23 protein-coding genes are annotated in these 23,201 nt (G+C 57.3%); 5 read left to right on the plus strand and 18 right to left on the minus strand.

What is annotated here, in order from left to right; translation table 11 throughout:
• Positions 1–24: 24 nt before the first annotated feature.
• The 3 genes from K0O24_RS08990 to argJ all read right to left on the minus strand — a co-directional run bounded on the left by K0O24_RS08990 (position 25) and on the right by argJ (position 2,624).
• Positions 25–498 carry an RcnB family protein gene (locus tag K0O24_RS08990; protein WP_219892418.1) on the minus strand — a complete coding sequence of 158 codons (474 nt, stop codon included), beginning with the start codon at positions 496–498 and terminating at the stop codon, positions 25–27.
• Positions 499–597: 99 nt separating this feature from the next.
• Positions 598–1,359, minus strand: coding sequence for an inositol monophosphatase family protein (locus tag K0O24_RS08995; RefSeq protein WP_219895562.1), 762 nt, complete (start codon positions 1,357–1,359; stop codon positions 598–600).
• A 35-nt stretch (positions 1,360–1,394) separates the two neighbouring features.
• Entirely contained in the window at positions 1,395–2,624 is a 1,230-nt protein-coding gene (gene argJ / locus K0O24_RS09000; protein ID WP_219892419.1) for a bifunctional glutamate N-acetyltransferase/amino-acid acetyltransferase ArgJ, read from the minus strand.
• A 110-nt stretch (positions 2,625–2,734) separates the two neighbouring features.
• Here argJ and K0O24_RS16950 point away from each other — a divergent pair, with 110 nt between their 5' ends.
• From K0O24_RS16950 to secA, 3 genes are all read left to right on the plus strand, one after another.
• Positions 2,735–3,292 carry a TonB family protein gene (locus tag K0O24_RS16950; protein WP_425514777.1) on the plus strand — a complete coding sequence of 186 codons (558 nt, stop codon included), beginning with the start codon at positions 2,735–2,737 and terminating at the stop codon, positions 3,290–3,292.
• Between the two features lie 84 nt (positions 3,293–3,376).
• Entirely contained in the window at positions 3,377–3,655 is a 279-nt protein-coding gene (locus K0O24_RS09010; RefSeq protein ID WP_219892421.1) for a hypothetical protein, read from the plus strand.
• A gap of 108 nt (positions 3,656–3,763) precedes the next feature.
• A complete protein-coding gene (gene secA, locus K0O24_RS09015) occupies positions 3,764–6,499 on the plus strand; it encodes a preprotein translocase subunit SecA (protein ID WP_219895563.1) in 2,736 nt (911 codons plus the stop codon).
• Between the two features lie 72 nt (positions 6,500–6,571).
• On the opposite strand, the gene K0O24_RS09020 is transcribed toward secA, so the two are convergent.
• The 5 genes from K0O24_RS09020 to K0O24_RS09040 all read right to left on the minus strand — a co-directional run bounded on the left by K0O24_RS09020 (position 6,572) and on the right by K0O24_RS09040 (position 10,245).
• On the minus strand, positions 6,572–6,976 hold the full coding sequence (locus K0O24_RS09020) for a c-type cytochrome (protein ID WP_219892422.1): 405 nt from the start codon (positions 6,974–6,976) through the stop codon (positions 6,572–6,574).
• A gap of 81 nt (positions 6,977–7,057) precedes the next feature.
• Complete coding sequence (locus K0O24_RS09025) at positions 7,058–7,645, minus strand: ferritin-like domain-containing protein (protein WP_219892423.1); 588 nt, start codon at positions 7,643–7,645, stop codon at positions 7,058–7,060.
• 97 nt (positions 7,646–7,742) lie between these two features.
• Positions 7,743–8,255: a cupin domain-containing protein gene (locus tag K0O24_RS09030; RefSeq protein WP_219892424.1), complete on the minus strand. Its 513-nt coding sequence runs from the start codon at positions 8,253–8,255 to the stop codon at positions 7,743–7,745.
• Positions 8,239–8,838 carry a sigma-70 family RNA polymerase sigma factor gene (locus K0O24_RS09035; protein WP_219892425.1) on the minus strand — a complete coding sequence of 200 codons (600 nt, stop codon included), beginning with the start codon at positions 8,836–8,838 and terminating at the stop codon, positions 8,239–8,241. Before K0O24_RS09035 ends, K0O24_RS09030 begins: the two co-directional genes overlap by 17 nt.
• Before the next feature lie 222 nt (positions 8,839–9,060).
• Positions 9,061–10,245 (minus strand): thiolase family protein, encoded by a 1,185-nt coding sequence (locus tag K0O24_RS09040; RefSeq protein ID WP_219892426.1) that lies wholly within the window; start codon positions 10,243–10,245, stop codon positions 9,061–9,063.
• A 258-nt stretch (positions 10,246–10,503) separates the two neighbouring features.
• On the opposite strand from K0O24_RS09040, the gene K0O24_RS09045 reads away from it, so the two are divergent.
• A complete protein-coding gene (locus K0O24_RS09045; RefSeq protein WP_246610939.1) occupies positions 10,504–12,009 on the plus strand; it encodes a flavin-containing monooxygenase in 1,506 nt (501 codons plus the stop codon).
• A gap of 17 nt (positions 12,010–12,026) precedes the next feature.
• Here K0O24_RS09045 and K0O24_RS09050 read toward each other — a convergent pair whose 3' ends face one another.
• The 4 genes from K0O24_RS09050 to K0O24_RS09065 form a co-directional block, all read right to left on the minus strand.
• The gene (locus tag K0O24_RS09050; RefSeq protein ID WP_219892427.1) at positions 12,027–13,298 is read right to left on the minus strand and encodes a Xaa-Pro dipeptidase; all 1,272 of its coding nucleotides are present in this window, start codon (positions 13,296–13,298) and stop codon (positions 12,027–12,029) included.
• Positions 13,295–14,926, minus strand: coding sequence for an alkaline phosphatase D family protein (locus K0O24_RS09055; RefSeq protein WP_219892428.1), 1,632 nt, complete (start codon positions 14,924–14,926; stop codon positions 13,295–13,297). The genes K0O24_RS09050 and K0O24_RS09055 overlap by 4 nt, the downstream gene beginning before the upstream one ends.
• Before the next feature lie 127 nt (positions 14,927–15,053).
• Positions 15,054–15,569 carry a hypothetical protein gene (locus tag K0O24_RS09060; RefSeq protein WP_219892429.1) on the minus strand — a complete coding sequence of 172 codons (516 nt, stop codon included), beginning with the start codon at positions 15,567–15,569 and terminating at the stop codon, positions 15,054–15,056.
• Positions 15,570–15,670: 101 nt separating this feature from the next.
• A complete protein-coding gene (locus K0O24_RS09065) occupies positions 15,671–17,815 on the minus strand; it encodes a prolyl oligopeptidase family serine peptidase (RefSeq protein WP_425514724.1) in 2,145 nt (714 codons plus the stop codon).
• A gap of 200 nt (positions 17,816–18,015) precedes the next feature.
• Here K0O24_RS09065 and K0O24_RS09070 point away from each other — a divergent pair, with 200 nt between their 5' ends.
• Positions 18,016–18,474, plus strand: a complete 459-nt coding sequence (locus K0O24_RS09070; RefSeq protein ID WP_219892430.1) for a PilZ domain-containing protein — start codon at positions 18,016–18,018, stop codon at positions 18,472–18,474.
• 4 nt (positions 18,475–18,478) lie between these two features.
• Here the strand turns inward: K0O24_RS09070 and K0O24_RS09075 are convergent, their stop codons facing one another.
• The 6 genes from K0O24_RS09075 to K0O24_RS09100 form a co-directional block, all read right to left on the minus strand.
• Positions 18,479–18,901, minus strand: coding sequence for a 23S rRNA (pseudouridine(1915)-N(3))-methyltransferase RlmH (locus tag K0O24_RS09075; protein ID WP_219892431.1), 423 nt, complete (start codon positions 18,899–18,901; stop codon positions 18,479–18,481).
• Positions 18,898–19,287 carry a ribosome silencing factor gene (rsfS, locus tag K0O24_RS09080; protein WP_219892432.1) on the minus strand — a complete coding sequence of 130 codons (390 nt, stop codon included), beginning with the start codon at positions 19,285–19,287 and terminating at the stop codon, positions 18,898–18,900. The genes K0O24_RS09075 and rsfS overlap by 4 nt, the downstream gene beginning before the upstream one ends.
• An 8-nt stretch (positions 19,288–19,295) precedes the next feature.
• The gene (locus K0O24_RS09085; protein WP_425514725.1) at positions 19,296–19,961 is read right to left on the minus strand and encodes a nicotinate-nucleotide adenylyltransferase; all 666 of its coding nucleotides are present in this window, start codon (positions 19,959–19,961) and stop codon (positions 19,296–19,298) included.
• The gene (locus K0O24_RS09090; RefSeq protein ID WP_281421631.1) at positions 19,925–21,235 is read right to left on the minus strand and encodes a glutamate-5-semialdehyde dehydrogenase; all 1,311 of its coding nucleotides are present in this window, start codon (positions 21,233–21,235) and stop codon (positions 19,925–19,927) included. Before K0O24_RS09090 ends, K0O24_RS09085 begins: the two co-directional genes overlap by 37 nt.
• Positions 21,236–21,241: 6 nt before the next feature.
• Positions 21,242–21,682, minus strand: coding sequence for an acyl-CoA thioesterase (locus tag K0O24_RS09095; RefSeq protein ID WP_219892434.1), 441 nt, complete (start codon positions 21,680–21,682; stop codon positions 21,242–21,244).
• Positions 21,683–21,818: 136 nt separating this feature from the next.
• Positions 21,819–23,027: an LL-diaminopimelate aminotransferase gene (locus K0O24_RS09100; protein WP_219895567.1), complete on the minus strand. Its 1,209-nt coding sequence runs from the start codon at positions 23,025–23,027 to the stop codon at positions 21,819–21,821.
• Between the last annotated feature and the right edge of the window lie 174 nt (positions 23,028–23,201).

The following is a 23,201-nucleotide window of genomic DNA, read 5'->3' on the forward strand; positions in this document are numbered from 1 at the left end:
CTTTGATTGCGTGTATGGTGATTTCTACCAATAGAAACCGCGGATTACGTTTCGGACGATACCGGTGCGCATGTCGATCAGCAGGACATCGTCATAATGGCGGACCCAGCGCTGGGTGCCATATGCTGGCGGCAAGCGATAATAGGCTGGGTTCACGATTACATAAGGCCGGCCATAATAGGCCGGAGGCAGGCGGCGACCGATTGCAAAGCGTTCATAGCGGAACGGCGCATGCCAGTTTCCGCGGCGATAGACGCCTGAATGCGTGCGCCGATAGTCTCGCCAATCCTCACGATATTCCCTCTTTGCATCGCGATAGTCGTCACGTGCGTCCCGAACATCGCGGCGATCACCGTGACGATAGGCATTGTTGAGTTCGCGACGTTCTTCGCGGACTTCGTGCCGGTCTCGGGCAAGTTCGCCCCGCGATGTGGACGCCGATGAAATCGATGGCACAAGGCTTGATGCCAGGATGGAAAGAAAGACAATCCTTTTCATAAATCTACTCCCGTCGTTCATGACCCCGACCCATGTGTCTTAAGGGATCGATTTTGAACGTCTGCGAAACGGGATTGTCAGCCTTTGTAAAGATTTGGCCTATGCAAAAAGGATTTCGGCACCCCTATCCCATAAGGCCGGGGTGGAAGCCCCAAGGATCGACTGTTCACCGTCCGCAAATTGATAGGGCGTTCCGTTCGGGCGCGCGGCCTTGCCTCCAGCCTCTTCAAGAAAGAGGATTCCTGGAACATGATCCCAAGGCAGGGCGCGGTGAAACACTGAAATGTCATTCTGTCCGAGTGCGAGCCGCGGATATTGTTCGCCAGCGCATCGCGGTATTTCGGCCGGGGTCAAAAGGTCGGCAGTTCGGGCAAGCAGGGCATCCCCTTCTTCGCGAGGCATGAACCGGGTGGCCAATGAAGCAATAGGACGCTCCTTTCCGCTGCCTCGCGCAACGATGCGCTCGCCGTCGATAAAGGCTCCGCCGCGACGCACGGCATGACACAGGCGCCCGGTGAGCGGGTCGAGTATCCAGCCTGCTTCCGCAATGCCGTCATGTGCCAAGGCGATCATGATGGCAAAGGGCGCCATTCCTGCAGCGAAGTTCGCTGTGCCATCAATCGGGTCAATGATCCACAGGGCACCTTGGTCGATCCCCTGCATCAATGCAGGATCCGACGCGGCGGCCTCTTCCCCCAAGATGCGAACATTGGGCATGATGCGGGCAAGTCCCTCGGCAAGCCGCAGCTCACTCTCGCGATCTGCGATCGTGACAGGGTCTCCGGGTGACTTCTCGTCAATGTCTTCAGCGGCAAGCTGCCGAAAGCGGGGCAAAACAATATCGGCGGCAACTTGCCGCATCAATGTGCTGACGGGCTCGACAAGTGCCTGATGTGTCAACTGCGATAGTCTGCGTTGATCGAAATATAGCCGTGCGTCAGGTCGCACGTCCAAACAGTCGCGCGTCCCGAACCCAGCCCCAGATCGACGCCTATGGTGATCTCGGTTCCTTTCAGATGCTTTGCGACCGGAGTTTCATCATAGCCCTCGACCGGCAGCCCATCCCTGGCAACCTGGGTATTGCCAAAGCGTATTGCCAGCCTGTCGCGATCCGCCGGTTCACCGGCTTTGCCAACAGCCATCACGACCCGACCCCAATTGGCATCCTCGCCTGCGATGGCCGTCTTCACCAGAGGCGAATTGGCAATGCTCAGCGCAATGCGGTGAGCGCTTGGGTCAGACACTGCACCTTCCACTGTGATCTCGATCAGCTTCTGGGCGCCTTCTCCGTCTCGGACGACCAGCAGCGCAAGCTGGCGGCACAGATCGGTCAATGCAGATTGGAACGCATAGGCTCCCTCATCATCGAAACTTCTCAAAGGCTCATTTCCGGCTTTGGCGGTAGCAAAAGCCAACACAGTGTCAGAGGTCGAAGTGTCGCTATCGACGGTGATGCAGGAAAATGTCTCCTGGTTGGCGGCGCTGAGCACTGTCTGCAAAAAGCCCGGTTCAACGGCTGCGTCCGTCACAATATAGCCGAGCATCGTTGCCATGTCTGGGGCGATCATGCCGCTGCCCTTGATGATACCGGCAAGCGTTACAGTTCGGTCGCCGATGATTGCAGTCGCAATCCCTCCCTTGGGAAAGGTGTCGGTCGTCATGATCGTTGCGGCAGCAGCCTCCCAACTGCAAGGTGACGCGAGGAATGCTGCATCAAGGCCGGCTTCAGCCTTGTCGATTGGTAGTGGAACGCCAATGACGCCGGTTGCCGAAACAAAGACTGTTTCGACGGGGCAGTTCAGCGCTTGCGCTACACGCGTGGTGACGGCCTCCACAGCGTCACGGCCACGCCTGCCTGTAAAGGCGTTGGCATTGCCGGCACTCACGACAAGCGCACGCGCTTTACCTTGCGGCAGATGTTCCCGACACCAGTCCACTTCGCTCGACGGACATTTGCTCTGGGTCAGAACACCAGCGACATTCGTCCCTTCATCAAAGGTCATGAGGGTCAGGTCGCAGCGATCCCAAGACTTGTAGCGGGCACGCGCGATGCGCCGCGTCACCCCGGCAATTTCTGGAATCACGGGAAACGGGCGCGCAAGCGGAGAGATGCTGTTGGAAGACATGCCGGCGCCTCTAGACTCCAGGCGAGTGATGTTCAATGTTGCTCTGAGTGAAGCTGCCGATCAATTTTGCGCGAGGGATATCTGGCATGAATATTCACCTCAGTCTGTTTATGCCAATCATTGCAATTGCGTCCGCGGTTTCGGCTTCTGAGCCAGTTGCGCAGCGTGCGTCGTTGAAACTGACGGAAAGTCCAGTTTCGGCTGCTGATTATCCACCCTCGGCATTGGCATTGCGCCAGGAGGGAATCGTTGTGGCTGCCTTTCTGGTTGATCCAAATGGCAAAGTGACATCTTGCAACATTGCGCAATCAAGTGGTTCCGACGCATTGGACCAACGGACATGCGAGATTGTCATTCAGAGGTTCCAGTTCAGTCCAGCGCGAACGGCGCAAGGGCGGGCGGTTGAAGAATGGCGGACCCAGAAATTTAGCTGGAGGCTGCCTGCGGGGAGTGTCGGCGATGTTGGAAGCTCCAAACACGGAGAACTTTTGGTCCATATTGCAAGGGACGGTCGCGTTGAATCCTGCGAAGTATCCAAATCGAGTGGAGACAGACTCTGGGACTTGAGAATGTGCAAAGTTGTTTCGGTCAACCGAAAGTTTGAACCAGCGCGCGACCGTTTTGGCCGACGTCAGAAATCCCGGCAAGTTGTGCCGGTGTGGGAGTAATTGGTAAACGGGACTTGCTGCTTTGGACTAGCGCAATGAGGCTTCCCACCCTATGTGGGAAACAATGTTGCATAGGGATCTGATTTGAACCTGCTGTTATTCTTTTCAGCTTTGCTGGCTGGGCTTACCGGAGCGATCACTGGTGGCCAACGAATCCATGCGCCTTCTGTTGAACACAGCGTAACGCAGGCTTTGGAGGTTGCCGTAAAAAAGGCACCGGGGTTGTTTGCGCCGTCTCGATTTCGCGTTGATACCATCCATACCCCGCTCGTGTCCGAACTGCTTTTCAGACCTCACAATGCGAACGTTTCAGTAATGCGCACCGTTGATATGTTCACGATTTTTGCGAAACGCTTGATTTAGTAAGTGCATGGCACGCCAGCGTTGGTGGCAATCGGCACTGCGCCGCCAATAGGGCGGCCTGCTTGGGCATCTCGCCCTTTTAATCACTTGCTTGAACAGGAATTCCTTATGCTCGGTGGCATTGCAAAAGCCATTTTTGGATCGTCCAATGATCGTTACGTCAAATCCCTTGGCAAGATCGTCGACCGGATCAATGGATTTGAGCCGACAATTTCCGCTTTGACGGACGCAGAACTTGCCAACCAGACGATCGTCTTTCGCGAACGGCTCGCCAATGGCGCCGAACTGGACGACCTTCTGCCGGAAGCGTTCGCAACCGTGCGGGAGACCGCAAAGCGGGTGCTTGGCCAGCGGCATTATGATGTGCAGATGATCGGCGGCATCGTCCTCCATCGCGGTGAAATTGCCGAGATGCGGACGGGCGAAGGCAAGACGCTTGTTGCGACATTGGCAACCTATCTCAATGCCTTGCCGGGGCTTGGCGTCCATGTCGTTACGGTCAATGACTATCTCGCCCGGCGCGATGCCGAATGGATGGGGCAGGTCTACAAGTTCCTTGGGCTTACTGTCGGGGTCATTGTTCCCAACCTTACGGACGCTGAGCGTCGCGCGGCTTACGGCTGCGATATTACCTACGGAACCAACAATGAGTTCGGCTTCGATTATCTGCGCGACAACATGAAATATGAACGCGCGCAAATGTCGCATCGTCCGTTCAACTTTGCGATCGTCGATGAAGTTGACTCGATCCTGATTGACGAAGCGCGGACGCCGCTCATCATATCCGGGCCGACTGACGACAAGTCAGAGCTCTACAAGAGTGTCGATGCGGTCGTAAAGCAGCTTGCCGCTGAAGACTATGAGGTCGACGAAAAGCAGCGATCGATTGTCCTCACCGAAGACGGCACCGAAAAAGTGGAGCGCATGCTCGAATCTGCGGGCTTGCTAGAGGGCGGCAACCTGTATGATTTCGAGAACACGCAGGTTGTCCACCACCTCAACCAGGCCCTGCGCGCAAACGTCATCTACAAGCGCGATACGGACTACATCGTAAAAGATGGCAAGGTTGTCATCATCGATGAGTTCACAGGTCGGATGATGGATGGCCGACGCTGGTCGGACGGCCTGCATCAGGCGGTTGAGGCCAAGGAAGGCGCAACGATTGAGCCGGAGAACCAGACGCTCGCGTCGATTACCTTCCAGAATTATTTCCGGATGTATCCCAAGCTGTCGGGCATGACCGGAACGGCTGCGACAGAGGCGGCGGAATTCTTCGACATCTACAAGATGAATGTGGTTTCGATCCCGACGAATGTGCCTGTCCGGCGGATCGACGAGGACGACCAGTTCTTCAAGAATACGACCGACAAGTTCAAGGCCATCGCCAAGGCCATTGCGGAAAAGTCTCGCAGTGGCCAGCCAGTGCTGGTCGGCACTGTCTCCATTGAAAAGTCGGAGCTCCTGTCCGAGTATCTGGAAAAGGAGGGCGTGACCCATAATGTGCTCAACGCGCGCTTCCACGAGCGCGAGGCCCATATTGTTGCACAGGCGGGCCGCTTGGGTGCAGTGACGATTGCGACGAACATGGCTGGTCGCGGAACCGATATCCAGTTGGGTGGCAATGTCGAATTCCGTGTCGAGGATGAGCTTGCCGAGCTGGAAGCGGGACCACGCCGCGATGCCGAAATAGAGCGCATCAAGGCCGAAGTTGCCGCTGAAAAGGAGAGGGTGCTCGAGGCTGGCGGCTTGTTCGTCCTTGCAACCGAACGCCATGAGAGCCGGCGTATTGACAACCAGCTGCGGGGCCGGTCCGGTCGGCAGGGTGACCCCGGACTTTCGCGCTTTTACCTTAGCCTCGACGATGACCTGCTGCGCATTTTTGGTCCCGACACGTTGTTTGCCAAGATGATGAACAGCAACCTTGAAGATGGCGAAGCCATTGGCTCGAAGTGGCTCTCAAAGGCCATTGAGACGGCGCAGAAAAAGGTCGAGGCGCGAAACTACGACATTCGCAAGCAGGTTGTCGAATATGACGATGTGATGAATGACCAGCGCAAGGTCATCTATGAGCAGCGTGGCGATATCATGGATGCCGAGACGGTTGATGATGTTGTCATCGATATGCGCGCCGAAACTGTAAACGGTCTCGTCGGCGAAGCCTGTCCACCCAATTCCTATCCGGAACAATGGAATATCAACGGTTTAAAGAACCGTGTCCGTGACGTCCTCGGGCTGGAATTGCCTATTGAAGACTGGGCGCGCGAAAATGGCATTGAAGCTGAAGCAATCGAGGACCGCATCCGGGAAGCCGCAGATGCCTCAATCCTTGCGAAGTGCAGCGAGCTTGAAGAGGGTGTCTGGGAACAGATTGAAAAAAGCGTTCTTCTCCAAGCACTTGATCACCATTGGAAAGAACACCTCTCAACGCTCGATGCGTTGCGCCAGGTGATCCACCTTCGCGCTTATGCCCAGAAGACGCCGATCAACGAGTACAAGCGTGAAGCCTTTGCGATGTTCGAGCGGATGCTCTCGGCCATTCGTGAAGACGTGACCAAGGTGCTGGCTTATGCGCAATTCCGCATGACCCCACCTGAGCTGCCTGAATTGCCGGACTTCATCACGACGCATATCGATCCGCTGACTGGCGAAGATGACAGCGCTGATCGCGATGCCGCCAATATGGGCCTCATTACGACCAGACTTCCGCCCTTGCAGATCGTGCAGCCTGACATGGACGCAGCGTTGGGGGACGATCCTGCAAATTGGGTGGGGCAGGTGAGCCGCAATGCCCCCTGCCCATGTGGTTCCGGGAACAAATACAAGCACTGCCACGGAGCACTTTGACCCAAAAAAAGAAACCCTCCCCAATGGGGAGGGTCTTTCGATGGGTGAGCCCCAAGGGACCAGCCAGCCTGATTACTTTTTCTTGGCGACCGCCTTCTGCGTCTTGAGGAATGCAATGATGTCTGCCCTTGCGGGTGCATCACTGAGCCGGAAGCCCATTCGGGCGCCGGGAATGGTTGCCTGCGGGTTTGTCAGCCAGCGGTCGAGCGTTGGCTCAGTCCAGATGATCTTCGAGTTCTTGAGGCCCGGTGAATAGGCGAAACCCGGAGCGAGCCCAGCCTTTCGACCATAGACTCCGCGATGCGCCGGACCAATCCGATTGGTATCGATCGAATGGCAGCCTGTACACTTCTGTTCATAGAGTTTGGCGCCGCGAGCAGCGTCACCGACAACAGCTGCGTGGCTTGCATCGATTGCAAGAAGGCCGACTGCGCCAAGCAGAAATCCTCCTGCAAAGACGCGGACTAGAGATCTCATTGTCAACTCCTCGAAAATGGAAAACAGCCAGTCGCTCGGCGACAGGGACGCGTTGCGACTGGCTGCAATCCGGACGGCTTCTTAGCCGAACGGGAAACCGTTAACGCCAACCGGAAGCTGTTCACTAAGCGCTTGCGTCAGCGCCCCATAGTGAAGGACTTCATCAGCGGCCAGCTTGCCGGAAACCTGGGCAAGCGCCTTGTCAGTGAAGGACGGGATCACGCCGAGATAGGCATTGACCGCACCCAGTTCGAGGCGCTGGGCAAGCTTCACGATATCGGTCGCGCTCTTGATCGACGCAACGTTGAGGCCGGTCATATATTCGTCGCGCGATTTCTCCGCGACAGCCTTGCCGCCAAGTTTCTTGATCGTCGCGATCAGAGCATCACGGTGGAATTTGTGATCGCTCTGGAAGGCGACGGCGACGCCCAATGTACCCTTGTCAAGCAGGCCGCTTTCCGCACCGATCTGGTAAGCGTTGATCGCTTCATGCTCGAGGCCAAGCGCAACGTTCAAGATATCCACGTCGCCGGAATGCGCGCTCATCTTGCCCTTCATGGCAGCCATCGCTTCGTTGCCTCCAAGCAGGCCGACTGCAGCCGCCGACAACACGCCTGCGCCCGCAACGCGGAACAGCGAGCGGCGCGTGGTATTCGAATCCTGTATCATCAAACTATCTCCCTAAAAGCCCGCGCAAAGGGGGGTGAGTGGCGCGGCTAATGGGATTACCGATACGGACGGCAGAACGGATGCAAGGGGGCGAAAATTATTGTCCGATCTGCGTCAGGATCAGGCAACCAGTGCGTGTCATGTGCAGGAAGCGGTCGAATCCGCGACGGGAACGAATATAATCTCCGCCGCCGAATGTGCGGCCCCCGATGACGAGATCACCCGACAACACAAGCAGATGTTCATCATCGTCGTGCATGTGATTGGGCAGGATCGCCCCCGCTGCACACCGCAGCAGGGTTGTGCGACCGTTCCACATTGTCTTGCCGTCAATTCCCGGGGCAACGGAGAACCAATCGCCTTCAGCCAATTCAATAATGGCGCGCCCCTCAAGTGCCTCTTTTTCGGAGCCTATTGCAGTCTCGATCCTGTTCCACAGGCCCGGCGGCGGAGGAACTGCACCAGCCGCCAGAGATAAAGGCGCAAGCGAATCTTCGACGTCCCTGATCGCCTGATCAAGCTCAGGGTCATATCTCCGCGCCTGATCCATGGCTGCTCGTTCCTCAATGCTCATATTGCCGAGGACATAATCATCAATTCGGTTCTTCATTGTGCACCCCCATGCAAACGCGCAGTGTGGCCAGGCCACGTTTTACCCATGATTTGACTGTTCCCAGCGGTGCCCCAAAATGTGCTGCAAGTTCCGAATGCGTCATGCCATGGACATACATGAGCACCATTGCCTTGCCTTGCTGCCCCGGTAGCTTCTTGAGGCATTGGCCCACGCGAGCGCTGGGTGGTTCCACGGGCATGACGGCTATTTCAACATCCTCGATGCGTGCCATGTCGCGCTGCTTCGGCAAACGGTCAAACGCCGCATTGCGCAATATGCGTCCGACCCATGCCAATGCTACGCCGCGGGCAGGATCGAACTTGCTCGCGCTCCTCCAAATCCTGACAAAAGCCTCCTGGACGGCGTCTTCTGCCAAGTCTCCGTCGCCCAGAATTCGGCGCGCGGAGGAGAGCATTCGCCCTGCAACGCGATCATAGAGTGTACGAAAGGCGCGCCGATCGCCTTGCCCGATGAGGTGGAGCAAAGCCTCAAGATCAACGACTGAGCCAGCCCTGCCTTTTGCTGCTGGCACAAAAGCTCCTGGCCGAAGTGTTTCCTCAGCCGAAGATTGGGCGTTCATGCGTGATCTCCGGAAACAGTCAGGCCAAGCGACCGGAGTGTCCAGAGCGTTTCGGCGCCAGCTAGTATGACGGCATCACCGTGTACTTGGAACGCAATTCGGTTCTCGGCCCTTCCAAGCCGGGATTTGCAAAAATTCATCGGACCTGACTCCAAAATATGCGTCTCCGCAACCACCATTACTGGCGCTAGTGGAGATTTGGATGCAACCGTCCGAAAAAAATTATGCAATCTCTACGGCAATTGCAGTGCCTTCGCCTCCGCCGATGCAAAGCGAAGCAACACCCCGCTTCAATCCACGGTTCTGAAGCGCAGCAATAAGAGTCGCGATGATCCGCGCACCTGAAGCACCGATGGGATGACCAAGTGCGGTGCCACCGCCATTGACGTTGAGTTTTTCAGCCGGAATGCCCAGCTCCTTCATGGCGATCATGGGCACCATTGCAAAGGCTTCGTTGATTTCGAAGAGATCGACATCAGCCACCGTCCAGCCGGCCTTTTCCATCGCACTGCGGATTGCCGGAACCGGAGCAGATGTGAATTTTGCCGGTTCCTGACTGTGCGTGGCCCAGGACACGATCCGGGCAGCAATGTTCAGGCCCTGCGCCTCCGCAACACTTTGCCGCGTCACGACAAGTGCAGCAGCGCCATCAGAAATCGATGACGCATTGGCGGCCGTGATCGTTCCGTCCTTTGCGAAGGCAGGCTTGAGCGTGGGGATCTTGTCCGGATTTGCCTTGCCAGGCTGTTCGTCGACTGTAATCGTCTCGGTTCCCTTGCGACTGACAACCTCGACCGGAACAATCTCGCGATCGAACGCACCCGAGGCAATGGCTTCGTTCGCGCGACTGAGCGAGCGAAGTGCATATTCATCCTGAGCTTCCCGGGTGAACTGATATTCGGTGCAGGTTTCTTCGGCAAACGAACCCATGGCACGGCCGGGCTCATAAGCATCCTCCAGTCCGTCAAGGAACATTGAGTCCTTGAGCGAGTCATGACCCAGCCGTGCGCCCGAGCGATGCTTCGTGAGCATATAGGGGGCATTGGTCATGCTCTCCATGCCACCTGCCACGACAATGTCTGACGTGCCGGCGATAATTGCCTCGGCCGCCATCATCGTTGCCTTCATGCCGGAGCCACAAACTTTATTGATTGTCGTTGCGCCAACGGACATCGGCAGTCCGGCACCCAGCGTTGCCTGCCGCGCCGGGGCTTGGCCGAGTGCGCCTGGCAGGACGCAACCCATGATGACCTGATCGACGGCCTCTGGCTTCACTCCAGCACGCTCGACGGCAGCCTTGATTGCGGTCGCGCCCAATTGGGTGGCGGAAACGCCAGAGAGAACGCCCTGCATGCCGCCCATGGGTGTGCGAGCATAAGATGCGATTACAACGGGATCTGTGGTCATGTTTGTGTCCTGCGATTGCCAGATTGCCATAGCGAGCCTTGCCTTTGCGGCAGATGTGCTGCGCTCCTTCCTAGCCCTCTCCGACTCGGAAAAACTCTATTTTCGCTTTTTCCCAAGCCTGCATGTTTTGCAAGGGAAACCATATGTTAAATCATGCACCGAGAGCAATACGCGACGGTCCGAGATTGACCTGGATCAAGGTATTGGTGTCTGATGCAGACTTACACGAGATAAACACTACTGGAGAAGGAATTGCCCGTGCCGCAGACCAGCACATTGACCGCAGAGCGCGCAGACGCACAGCAGACACATTTCGACGTGCTGATCGTTGGAGCAGGTATTTCGGGCATCGGTGCGGCCTACCATCTGTCCGATCAAATGCCCGAAAAGAGCTTTGTCATCCTTGAAACCAAGGACAAATTCGGGGGCACCTGGGTAACGCATACCTATCCGGGCGTCCGGTCAGACAGTGACCTTTATACCTTCGGCTATCGTTTCAAGCCCTGGGTCGGTGCGCCCATCGCGACCGCGGACGAGATCCTGAAGTACATGGGCGAGGTGATCGAAGAGAACCACCTTGGCGATCACATCCGTTATGGCCACACAATCACTCATTGCCGTTGGTCCAGTGCGGACAACCTCTGGACGGTCGAAGCCATCAGCAAGGCCGATGGCAAAACGCATTTCTTCACCTGCAACTTCCTTTGGATGTGCCAGGGCTATTACAATCACGATACGCCTTACACGCCCGAATGGCCCGGTATGAAAGATTTCAAGGGCAGGATCGTCCATCCGCAAACCTGGCCTTCGGACATCAATCTCAAGGGCAAGAAGGTCGTCCTGATCGGTTCGGGAGCGACTGCTGCCACGGTCGTACCTGCTATTGCGGACGAATGTGGCTCGCTGACCCTGCTTCAACGGTCTCCAACATATTTCATGCCGAGCGCCAATGCCAATGAACTGGCAGACCGCTTGCGGGAAATCGGTATCGATGAACCGACGATCCACCGCGTGGTGCGCCAACAGATCAATTTTGACATGGAAACCATGATCCGTCGTTGCCGGACCGAGCCTGAAGCCGTGCGGCAGGAATTGTTCGCAGCCGCGCGCGAATATCTGGGGCCGGATTTCGATATGTCACCGCATTTCACCCCGAGCTACCGGCCATGGCAGCAGCGTGTTGCCTTCCTTCCCGACGGGGATCTGTTTCGCAAGATTGCCGAGGGGAAGGTTGCGGCCGTCACAGACCATATCGAGCGCTTCACGGAAAACGGGATATTGCTCAAATCGGGCCGTGAACTGGAGGCTGACATCATCATTACAGCCACCGGGTTCAATCTCTCGGTTCTTGGTGACATCCCGTTTGAAATCGATGATGAACCCGTCGACTGGTCACAAACCGTTACATATCGCGGCATGATGTTCACCGGTGTGCCCAACATGGTTTGGGTGTTTGGCTATTTCCGCGCCAGCTGGACACTGCGGGTCGATCTGCTGTCCGACCTGGTTTGCCGGCTGCTGAAGCACATGGATGAAAAGGGAGCAAAGCGGGTGGAAGTCCAGTTGCGCCCGGAAGATCACAACATGCCGCTGTTGCCTTGGATTGATGCGGACAATTTCAACCCGGGCTATCTCCAGCGTGGGCTCCATCTGATGCCCAAGCGCGGCGACAAGATCGAATGGCAACACAATCAGGATTACTGGAGCGACAAGGACGACTTGCCCAAAGTCGATCTGGACGGTTCGGAGTTTGTCTATTCCTGATCTGGCCGAGGACGGTACTACTTGACGCGAACGCCGCCCTTGATGACACCCTCCACGGCTTCAAGGGTCCGGATATTGCGAAGGGGATCACCCTTGACCGCAATCAGGTCGCCGAAATGGCCGGGGGCCAGGCTGCCGATGTCATTCTCCCGCATGGTGAGCTTGGCCGCCTCGATCGTGGCTGCGCGGATCGCTGCCAGCGGTGTCATTCCGAAGCGGACCATGTAGGCAAACTGGCGCGCATTGAGTCCGTGGGGATAGACTCCGCTGTCTGTCCCAAATCCGATCTTCACGCCCATGCGCACTGCCTTGGTAAAGCCTTCCCGCTGGACATCCGTCGTTTCGCGGTTCTTACGGAGATATTCGGCGGGCCAACCCTCTTTCGTCCCAACCTCTTCAATATAGTCGCCATTATAAACGTCCATCACAAGCCAGACGCCAGCAGCCTTGGCCATCGCAAGACCTTCATCGTCGATGAGGCTTGCATGCTCGATCGATCGCACACCAGCGCGGATTGCGGACTTGATCCCTGTTGCGCCATGCGCATGGGCGGTCGCATAGCTGTTGTGCGTCCTCGCGACCTCGACCGCGGCGTGCATTTCCTCTTCGGTCAGTTCAGGCTGGCCTGGCTCGGTGCCAATCGCGAGGACAGCGCCAGTCGCAATGAGCTTCAGGAAATCAGCTCCGCCTGCAAAGAGCGCCTCTGCCTTGTCGCGGGCCTCAGCGGCATTTGTCACGACGCCGAAGCGCATTTCCGGCGGTACCGAGCCTGCTGGAAGCCCGTTGATCTCTCCGCCTCCTCCCGGAATGGTGAGGTATGTTCCGGCAACCAGCATACGAGGCCCGGCGATCAGTCCCTTGGCGATTGCGTCACGAAGTTTCACGTCTGAAAACACACGGAATGTGCCGACGTCGCGAACCGCTGTGAAGCCGGCCAACAGAGTGTCGCGCGCATTCTTTGCGCCGATGAAGGCGGTTTCGGCCGGGCCGGTCTTGATTGGCTCCGCAACGTCTGCACCTTGCCCGACATCGGCGAGATGCGTGTGGAGATCGATCAGACCGGGCAGAACCGTATAGGCTCGCCAGTCAATCACGGTCGCATCGGCGGGCGGTCGGGAGCAACGGCCCACGGCCTTGACCCGTTCGTCAGTGATTGTGATACATTGGCCTGACACCAGGCGACCGCTTTCGACGTCAAGCAGGCGACCGGCCTGCACATAAGTCGTTCCAGCCAATGCAGGACTGACAATCAGCAGAGGGATAGCTCCCAGCGCCGTGAGAAATCTCATGCGGATTCGAGCACCTTCCTGCCCGGGCGGACTTTCATGCGGTGGCTGGCCTTTGTGGCCGTTGATACCGCCCTTACAGTGTCCATGAAGACCCATTCACATGTGGCGGCTGCTGAAGTGAGCGACACATGCATATAACCGCGATTTGAAGTGTCCGTCCAACGCAGTTCCTTGCTGTTTGCGATCAGGGCCCTTGCGACCTTTTCCTGATCCGTCGCGCGAGTGGCAGACTCGATGCCGGGAGATGTAACGCTATGACCGCCGAATTCTACTCCGGCGGATCGATTGTCTTCTATAAGGTCGAAGGCCCAGGCATTGTGGCTGTCGCCAGTTACCGCGATCAGGTTGGCATCTGTCGCCTGCGCCGCAGAAAGAAGGCGCGCCTTTGCTTGCGGATACCCGCCCCAATTGTCGAGATTGTATGGCAATCCGGCTTTGCCAGCAGCGATTCCTGCTTTGAAATAGGCCATTGCCCGCCCGTCCGCCTTTGGATCAAGCCAGTCCAGCGCATCAGGCGGCGTCGAATTATATCCGATGTTGGTCCCAACCCCGAGGACATGCCAGGTCTTCTTTTGGCGACTGGCAGCGCGGAAACCGTGATAGAGCCAGCTTTCCTGCTCCGTCCCCATCATTGTCGCCGCAGGATCCTGCCATGCCCCGTCCCGGAAGGCGACAAGTGCGGCGGCTGGGTCGCCGCTACGCAAAATCGTGCCATAGCTTGCCGGCCTGGAGCGTGCGATCATGCGTGTGTCTGTCCGGAAATACGTGGCCAGATCACCGATATCGTAGCTTTTCCAAGGCTGCTCGCTGACAGGCATCCATTCGCGCCAAACCTGCATGGCCGCATTCTTGCGATTGGTCCAATCGCCTTCGTCCGGCTGGTGGTTTTCAGCTCCGCCTTCCCATGAGTCATTGGCGCCTTCATGGTCATCCGTATTGGCGATCATTGGAAAGGCGGCATGCAGCGCCTGCAGATTGGGGTCGCTACGGTAACTTGCATAGCGCGTGCGATAATCGGCGAGATTGTAGAGCTCGGTCTCCGGGAGGATCCGCTTCGAAAAGTCGGAACCACTGTCGTAGCCGCCGCGGGCGTATTCGTAGAGATAGTCGCCGAGGTGCAAGACAAGGTCGATATCGTCGCGGGCCGCCGCATGAGCATAGGCGTTGAAAAGCCCGAAGCCGAGGTTGGCACAGGAAAAGACTGCGATATTGAACTTGGACACCTTGCCCAGCGGGAGAGTGCGTGTGCGAGCGATGGGCGAGATTGATCCGTCCGGGCCAATGAAGCGGTAATAATATGTCGTGCCAGGGGTCAGTCCGCTGACCGTGATCTTGGCGGTATGGTCGCGCCAGGGGCCGGTAATCATCTCTCCGCCGCTTGCCACTTTGGCGAAATCGCGACTCAGGGATATTTCCGCCCTGACCTTGGACGGTGCCCCGGTTGCGCTGACGAAGCGAGACCATAACAGCACTGAATCGGAATCCGGCTCACCACTTGCCACGCCATGTGTAAAGCCTTGGCCGCCAAGCAGTGCTTGTGCGGCAAGCGATCCGCCCGGCAAGACAAGCCCGCCGAGCCCGAACGCACCGGTGGTCAGGAGCGCGCGGCGATCCATTATGATTGTCATTGGTCTTCTGCCTCATTTGGTTCCGTATGAAGCATAGTGACGATGCGTTGCGTATGGTCAATATCCCCGGCGATGGGCTGAGAAACTAATTTGATGCGCCGCCTGGGCAGTGATTCCGGAACCTGTCTCAATTCAGGGCTATAGAGCCATTCTCAATCATTACGTCCTGCACCGCGCCATAGCGAACCGTGCAGGTGAAGTGGCGACTATCATCGTCATCGTCCTCATCGTCATTGGTGTTCCAGTCCGTTCCCCGTGTGATGGTGCCTTCGACATTCCAGCCATCGCTGGTGCGATCGACCTGCGTGATATCGCGCACATTTGACTGTTCTCCAGCCTTGGCCTCAGCGGCCTGGGCGCAGGCATCAACAGCCGCATCCTCGCTATCGATGTCGCCTTGCGAGTGACCTACATGGCTCCTGTTCTTGGATGATGACGAGAGGACCGCCGCAAGAATTGCGATCAGGGCGACGCCAGCCACGACATCTCCCCCATCCACATGGTCGTGCCGATGATGCCAACCATGGTGGCCATAACCGTAGCCGTAATCTCGGTCATAATCGCGTGCCAGCGCGGGGGAACTCGCATTGGCCAGCAATGCTGCAGCAACGATACCTGCTGACAATTTTCGCTGAATGGTCATTTCGCAATCCTGCTTCTCGAACAGCTTGTTGCAACAGCTGCGGATTCGCGGTCTACAGGCGCTGCTCTTTCCCGGCGATGAACTGGATCAACAGCTAATGTTCAGGGTGCCTTGATCGAAAGTCCCGTCCATTTTGCAATGAATGCATACATGTCGGCCGATTCCGCGACAATCTTGTCAATTGGCTTGCCGCTGCCATGGCCAGCCCGCGTTTCGATCCGAATGAGGTGCGGCTTGTTCCCGATGTCTGCCGCTTGCAAGGCGGCCACATACTTGAAGCTATGGCCCGGCACGACCCGATCATCTGTATCTGCCGTTGTGACCAGAATGGCAGGGTACTCTCGCCCGCCTGTGACGTTGTGATAAGGTGAATAGCTGCGCAAGACCCGGAAATCCGCCTCCTTTGCGGGATCGCCATAATCATCGATCCAGAACCGCCCTGACGTGAACTGATTGAACCGGAGCATGTCCATTACGCCGACTGCAGGCAGCGCAGCGGCAAAGAGATCCGGTCTTTGGTTGATGACCGCACCTACGAGGAGGCCACCATTCGAACGTCCTTCGATGGCGAGTTGATCCTTCGAAGTAATGCCTTCCGCAATCAGATATTCACCGGCTGCGATGAAGTCATCGAAGACGTTCTGCTTGGCCTGCAGACGCCCGGCGTTGTGCCAATCGGCTCCATATTCTCCGCCCCCTCTCAGATTGGCGACGGCAAGGACACCGCCCTGTTCAAGCCACGCCAGTTTGGAAGCGTCGAATGCTGGTGCGATGGAAATATTGAAGCCGCCATAGCCATAAAGCAATGTTGGCGCCGGACCGGATGCCATTGTGTCCTTGCGGCGGACAAGAAACATGGGAATCCGGGTCCCGTCCTTAGAAGTATAGAAGCGCTGTTCCGTGACATAGTCCGCAGGATCGAAAGGAACCTTCGGGCGGGCAAAAAGCTCGGCTTTGCCCGTGTTCGTGTTGAACCGGTAAACGGTTGGCGGAACGGCGTAGCTCGAGAAAGTGTAGAATGTCTCGGGATCACCTCCTTTGCCGCCAAAGCCAGCCGCAGAACCGATCGCGGGCAGCGTTATGGGTCCAACCAATCGACCATCAAGTGTGCGAAGTTCAGCTTCAGACTTGGCGTCGCCAAGGTAAGCCAGAATCATGCGCTCTCCCACCAGGGATGCACCAACCAAAGTATCCGTGCTCTGTCTGACAATTTCGACCGGCGGCTTTGAACGCCGCTCGACATCAAGTGTCACTAACCTCCCGCGCGGAGCATCCTTGTCCGTCAGGAAGAAGAACCTTGGGCCGACCGATCCGGCCAGTGCCCAATTGTTCTCTAGTCCCTTGACCAGGGTGCGCAATTTGAGCGGGCCCTTGTCGATCCTGGCAACCGTAAGTTCATAGCGCTGGTCTGTGCCGTCGGCAGAGGTGATCATGAGATAACGACCGTCGTCCGTGACTTGGGCAGAATGCCTCAATCGCGGCCTGTCCGGCGTGGCGAAGATTTTTGTATCTGCAGCCTGTGGCGTTCCCAGCGCGTGAAAAAAGACGGCCTGGTTGAGATTGATTGATTGATAGGTGCCGCCAGGCTCGGGCTCCGGAAAGCGCGAATAGAAGAATCCGCTGCCGTCAGCCTTCCAAGCTAATGATGAAAACTTGACCCATTTGATCTCGTCTTCCGCCACCTCGCCGATCGCGACGTTGACGACTTTCAGTGTCCGCCAATCGGTCCCGCCATCTTGCACGGCAAAGGCAACCCATTGGCCATCGTTGGAAGGCGCCCATTCTGCAAGAGCTGTGGCGCCATCTTTCGCCCAGCCATTTGGGTCGACGACTGCGCGGGGCTGTCCTTCAAGTCCCTCACGCACCGTGAGTACTGACTGGTTTTGCGAACCTTCATTATGCACGTAGAAATAGAATTTTCCTGCCTTGCGCGGTGTGCCGTAACGTTCAAAATTGGTGAGATCCCTTATTCGGCCCGCGAGTATCGCACGGCCTGGAAGACGCGAGAGATATGAACTGCTAAGTGCGTTTTCGCGATTGACCCAATCACGGACCTCCTGATCGACACGAACGTCGTTTTCCAGCCACCGGAATGGGTCGGCGATCCTTTCGCCAAAATGTTCCTCGACCAGGTCGCTTGCACGCGTATGCGGGTAATTGGGCAACGGACGCTCCGGGACGGATTGGGCAAGGACCGGGCCAACGAAAAGGCCGGCAGCAGCGATCACGGAGACAATACGTTTCAAAACGGGCACCTGCGATTTGAATGGCAGATTATACAACCCCCAAGATGATCTCAAGCGATGCAAACAAGTTTCGAAAGCAGGAGTTTGCTGCACCTAACAACTGGTTAACGGGAGAGAAATTTTTTGGGCCAAACACCTAAAGGAAATCCCTTCTGCGCCGCTAACCATTGCATGAATAACCGCATCTCGCGGCTGGTCAGATGAAGGATAAGATCGTGGCAATGCAATTGGTCCGTGCACCAGAGTTTGCAGAATCCGAGAAGTTCGAAACTGCAGAGCGCCGCTACGCGGTGGTTTTGAGCGCTCAGATCGTGCCTGAAGGAGAGGAGTCTCCGGTTTCCGTGCGGGTCTGCAATATCTCAGCAGGTGGCCTGATGGCGATTGTGCCGCCACATATTGCGCTGCGCGGCCAGGTCTCGATCATGATCCGGCACGTCGGCAAGCTCATTGGCCGCATTGTCTGGACGCAGAAGGATCGTGTCGGCATCCGCTTCGATACGGAGATTGATCCCGTTGCTCTGCTTGCCGAGCGGGCCGAACGCGCTGCCGCGCCCTCCTTGTTGGCGAACCGCTTCGTGGAACTTGCGAAAAAGACGATGGCCGTTCCAGGGATGGACTTCCCAATCGAAAGTCCGATCAGCGAGTTGCGGGCAGCCTGATAGCCTATCCTTCGCGGTGGTAGGGGTGGCCGGCAATAATGCTTGTCGCACGATAGAGTTGCTCTACCAACATTGCTCGAACCAGCATGTGTGGCCAGGTCGCGCGCCCAAACGCGATGAGTCTGTGCGCGCTTTGCCTCTCGTCATTAGTTAGCCCGTCTGCGGCACCAACGAGGAATCGTACTTCTCGAATGGACTCGTCACGCCAAATGGAAAGCAACTGGGCGAACTCTGCTGAACCCATCTGCTCACCTGTCTCATCGAGCGCGACGATCCGGGTTTCTGAAGCAACCGGTGGCGGTTTCCCGCCGACGTCAGGCAGCTCGGTAATCTCGATTGGCCAGCCGATGCGCTTCTGGTAGCGCGCGATGATCTCCGCCTCTGGACAGCGGCCCATCTTGCCGCGCGCAATAATATGGAGCTTCAAGCCGTTTCGGTCGCAACCGGCGCGTCGCCAAAAGCCCACATACGCTCAAGATTGTAGAAGCTGCGGACCTCGGGCCTGAACAAATGGACGATCACGTCGCCTGCATCAATGAGCACCCAATCCGCGGCAGGCAATCCTTCAATCCGGGGTGAGCGGTGGAATTCGCTTTTGATCTTTTCGGCAATCTTCTGTGCCATTGAGGCGACTTGCCGGGTCGAACGCCCGCTGGCGATAACCATGTGATCTGCAATCGTCGATTTGCCGGCAAGCGGGATCGACACGGTTTCAACAGCCTGATCGTCGTCGAGCGACTTCAGAATGAGGGCATGTAAGGCATCGGAAGGCTGGGCGTCAGTGTTACGCTTTGCGGCAGAGGCAGCAGGCAAGTTCGGTCTCAATCGATCATGAGGCGCGTCACAGGATCGCGCACAGGGTTGGCGGTTAAGGAACGGTACCACTCGGGCTTGGACCGGCGGACCGCCGTGGCGGAGCTTTTGTCAGGGGGCAAGCGCAATAGCACGAGCGCCGGGATTCTCCACTTTGTCCAGTATTTTGCCTGACGTGCGGGGCGGACAAATTTCCGCAGCCAGCCCATGGCGCGAGCCGCCTGAGTGGGATCATCATAGCCCGGACGCGCGATAACCGCAATCGGCATCAAGTGCGCGATCTTCCGCCAGTCGCGCCATTGTGGGAATTGGGCGAGATTGTCAGCTCCCATCAGCCAGATGAAACGCCGATTCGGATAGCGCCTTATGAGTTCAGCCAACGTGTCTACAGTGTAGCGGGTACCAAGTAACTGCTCTATCGCGGTTGGGTGGATGATGCTGCGCTGTGCCATCGCTTTGGCAGATTTAAGCCTCGCCCGAAGCGGAGCCATGTCCTTTGCGCCTTCTTTCAAGGGGTTTCCGGGCGAAACCAGCCACCATACTTCTTCTGCGCGAAGAGCTTTTGCGGCGAACAGGCTGATCCGCTTGTGGCCGCTATGGGCTGGGTTGAATGAGCCGCCAAGTAACGCCGTCCGAATCAAGGGCGTGTCTGGCCTGTTCCGCGCACCATCCATTTATAGGTCGTCAGGCCCTCCAGCGCGACAGGACCGCGTGCGTGCAGGCGCCCGGTGGCAATGCCAATCTCCGCGCCCAAGCCAAATTCGGCACCGTCGGCGAATTGCGTGGAGGCATTGTGCATGACAATCGCACTATCGACCGCGTTGAGGAAGGTTTCTGCCGTTGCCTGATTTTCCGTAACGATTGAGTCTGTATGGCCAGAGCCATATTTTGCGATGTGTTCAATTGCTCCTTCGACGCCATCCACGAAACACACAGAACAAATTGCATCAAGATACTCGGTTTGCCAATCCGCGTCGGTTGCTGCTTCAGCACGTGGTTCCAGCGCTAGCGTAAAGGCATCGCCCCGAAGCGCACATCCTGCCTCAATCAAGGCCTTCAGAATCGGCTGCGGCTCAGCATATTTCCGGTCGATCAGAAGCGTTTCCGTCGCGCCACAAACCCCGGTGCGTCGCATTTTGGCATTGACCGCGATCTGCCGTGCCTTGGCTGCATCTGCATCACCATCAATATATGTGTGACAAATGCCGTCGAGATGAGCGAGCACAGGCACCCGCGCATCTTGCTGGACGCGCGCAACCAGCGCCTTGCCTCCTCGCGGCACAATGATGTCAATCAAGCCATGCGCGGCCAACATGGCGCCGACAGCTGCGCGATCGGTCGTTGGGACTAGCTGGATCGCGTCGACGGGAACATCGGCTTCGGCCAAGCCGGCGCACATTGCTGCATGGATTGCCTGATTCGACCGGCTTGCTTCCGATCCGCCGCGCAGGATGACAGCGTTGCCAGATTTCAGGCAAAGAGCAGCTGCATCGGCCGTAACGTTCGGTCGGCTTTCATAGATGATACCGACGACGCCCAGCGGCACACGGACGCGAGACAATTTTAGGCCGTTGGGGCGGATGGCCTCATCAATGACCATGCCAATCGGATCGCGAAGTTGCGCAACAGCTTCTATGCCTGCCGCCATCGCTTCAAGACGCTCCGGATTGAGGGCCAGGCGATCAAGCATGGCAGGGCTGAGTCCGTTGGCGCGACCATCGTCCAGGTCTTTGGCATTCGCTTCCAGAATTGTGTTTGCCGAAGACCGCACTGAAACGGCGGCTGCCGTTAACGCCCTGCATTTGTGACTGGAGGGCAAGCGCGAAATTTGCGCCGCCGCCTTTCGTGCGCGGCGTCCCATCTCTGCGACAAGGGCAGCTGGATCAGACGTGATTTCCGACATGGACCGGCCCTTAGCACGGGCGCGGGGAACAACGCAAAACCGCAATTGACGTCAATGGCCGTGACGATTGTCGAACACCGCGAAGGCCTCTGCAAGCCAGTCAGGAAGGGGAATTGGTCGGTGCGTAGCCAGATCGACATGGACATTGACCAGTTCAATTTCTGCGCGGAGATCGTCATTGTCGTTGGCAGAAGCGCCATGAATTTCGACGATCTGTGTCATGCTAGTTGTGCCGGTACGGGCGGTACGGGCCATGACGTCAATCATCTCGTCCGCCTGAATGGGCTTGTACCATGTCACAGTAGCCCGCTTGACATGAAATTCGAGCGGTTCTTCTGGGTGCTGCGCACGAAAGCCGACGGCACGATAGTATTCCGTAATCGCAATATCTGCATAGTCGAGGTAGCGCGCATTGAACACGACTGCCTGCGGATCGACTTCTGACCAGCGGACTCGGAACTGATACGTGAAGGAGAAATCCGATCTTGCCATTAATGGACGGACCGATCGCGCGCTGGGCCGTTGCTTGCATGGGTAGGGCGGAGTTCCCGTCGCGTCGGCGCTCCGGGCGCGGTCGCGGGGCCGGTGACCTGCGAACAACGTGTCAGTCTAAGCACGGCAGGAAGCCCTATCCGGCCTTTACCGAAGGTGTATTCACACCCATCGATTGGAGATATTTGCGAACATTGCGGGCGGCCTGACGCAGCCGTTGTTCGTTCTCCACCATCGCGATGCGGACAAAGCCTTCGCCTTCCTCGCCATAACCGACGCCTGCTGCAACAGCGACGCCAGCATGAGTTAAAAGCTGTTTTGAAAATTCGAGGCTCCCCAGATGGGCAAGGGCAGGGGGGAGCGGTGCCCATGCGAACATCGACGCGCGCGGCGAGGGGATTTCCCAACCGGCGCGGCCAAAGCTTTCAACCAGAACATCGCGGCGCTTCTTGTAGAGTTCGCGGTTGGCGGCGACAATGTCTTGCGGTCCATTGATCGCAGCAACCGCGGCTGCCTGAATGGGGGTGAACGCGCCATAATCAAGATAGGATTTTACGCGCGAGAGTGCTGCAATCAGCGTCTTGTTCCCGACCGCAAAACCGATCCGCCAGCCAGCCATTGAATAGGTTTTGGACATGGACGTGAATTCGACTGCGACGTCCTTCGCGCCTTTGACTTGCAGGATCGAGGGCGTGGGGCATCCATCATAGTAGAGTTCGGAATAAGCCAGATCAGACAGGACCCACAGGCCATGTTCTTTCGCAAACGCGACGACGCGTTCATAAAAGGCAAGGTCAACGACTTCAGCAGTCGGGTTCGACGGATAGCCCATGACCAGGACGGAAGGCTTGGGGACGGTGAATTTCATTGCCCGTTCAAGCGCTTCGAAATAGCGCTCGTCAGGGGTAGTAGGTACGCTTCGGATTGTCGCGCCTGCAATGATGAAGCCAAAGGTGTGGATCGGATAGGACGGGTTCGGGGCAAGCACGACATCACCTGGCGCCGTGATCGCCTGCGCAAGATTGGCGAGGCCCTCCTTCGACCCGAGCGTTACGACCACTTCGCTTTCGGGATCCAGATCGACACCGAAACGACGGCCATAGTATCCAGCCTGCGCTTTGCGCAGCCCTGGAATACCCTTCGATGCGGAATAGCCATGGGCATCCGGCTTCATCGCCACTTCGCACAGCTTTTCAATGACATGGGGCGGAGGAGGCAGGTCGGGATTGCCCATGCCAAGGTCGATTATGTCCTCTCCCGCCTGACGCGCGGCCGCCCGCATCGCGTTCACTTCGGCGATGACATAAGGGGGCAGGCGCTTGATGCGATAGAATTCTTCGGACATCTCAACTTTCCGGTTCAAGGGATTAGAGATGCTTCCATGCGTCAGATTTGCAAAGACTGCCAGCAAAAGGTCGCTCTCTAGGTTGCGGCAATTATCCAAAAGGGCGGCTCACGCCCTTGTCGACAGGGATTGCGCGCCGATTCCTTGGCGCATTCCACGCAAGCCCGACAGGCG

The organism is Aquisediminimonas profunda, assembly GCF_019443285.1.
Lineage (GTDB): Bacteria > Pseudomonadota > Alphaproteobacteria > Sphingomonadales > Sphingomonadaceae > Aquisediminimonas > Aquisediminimonas profunda.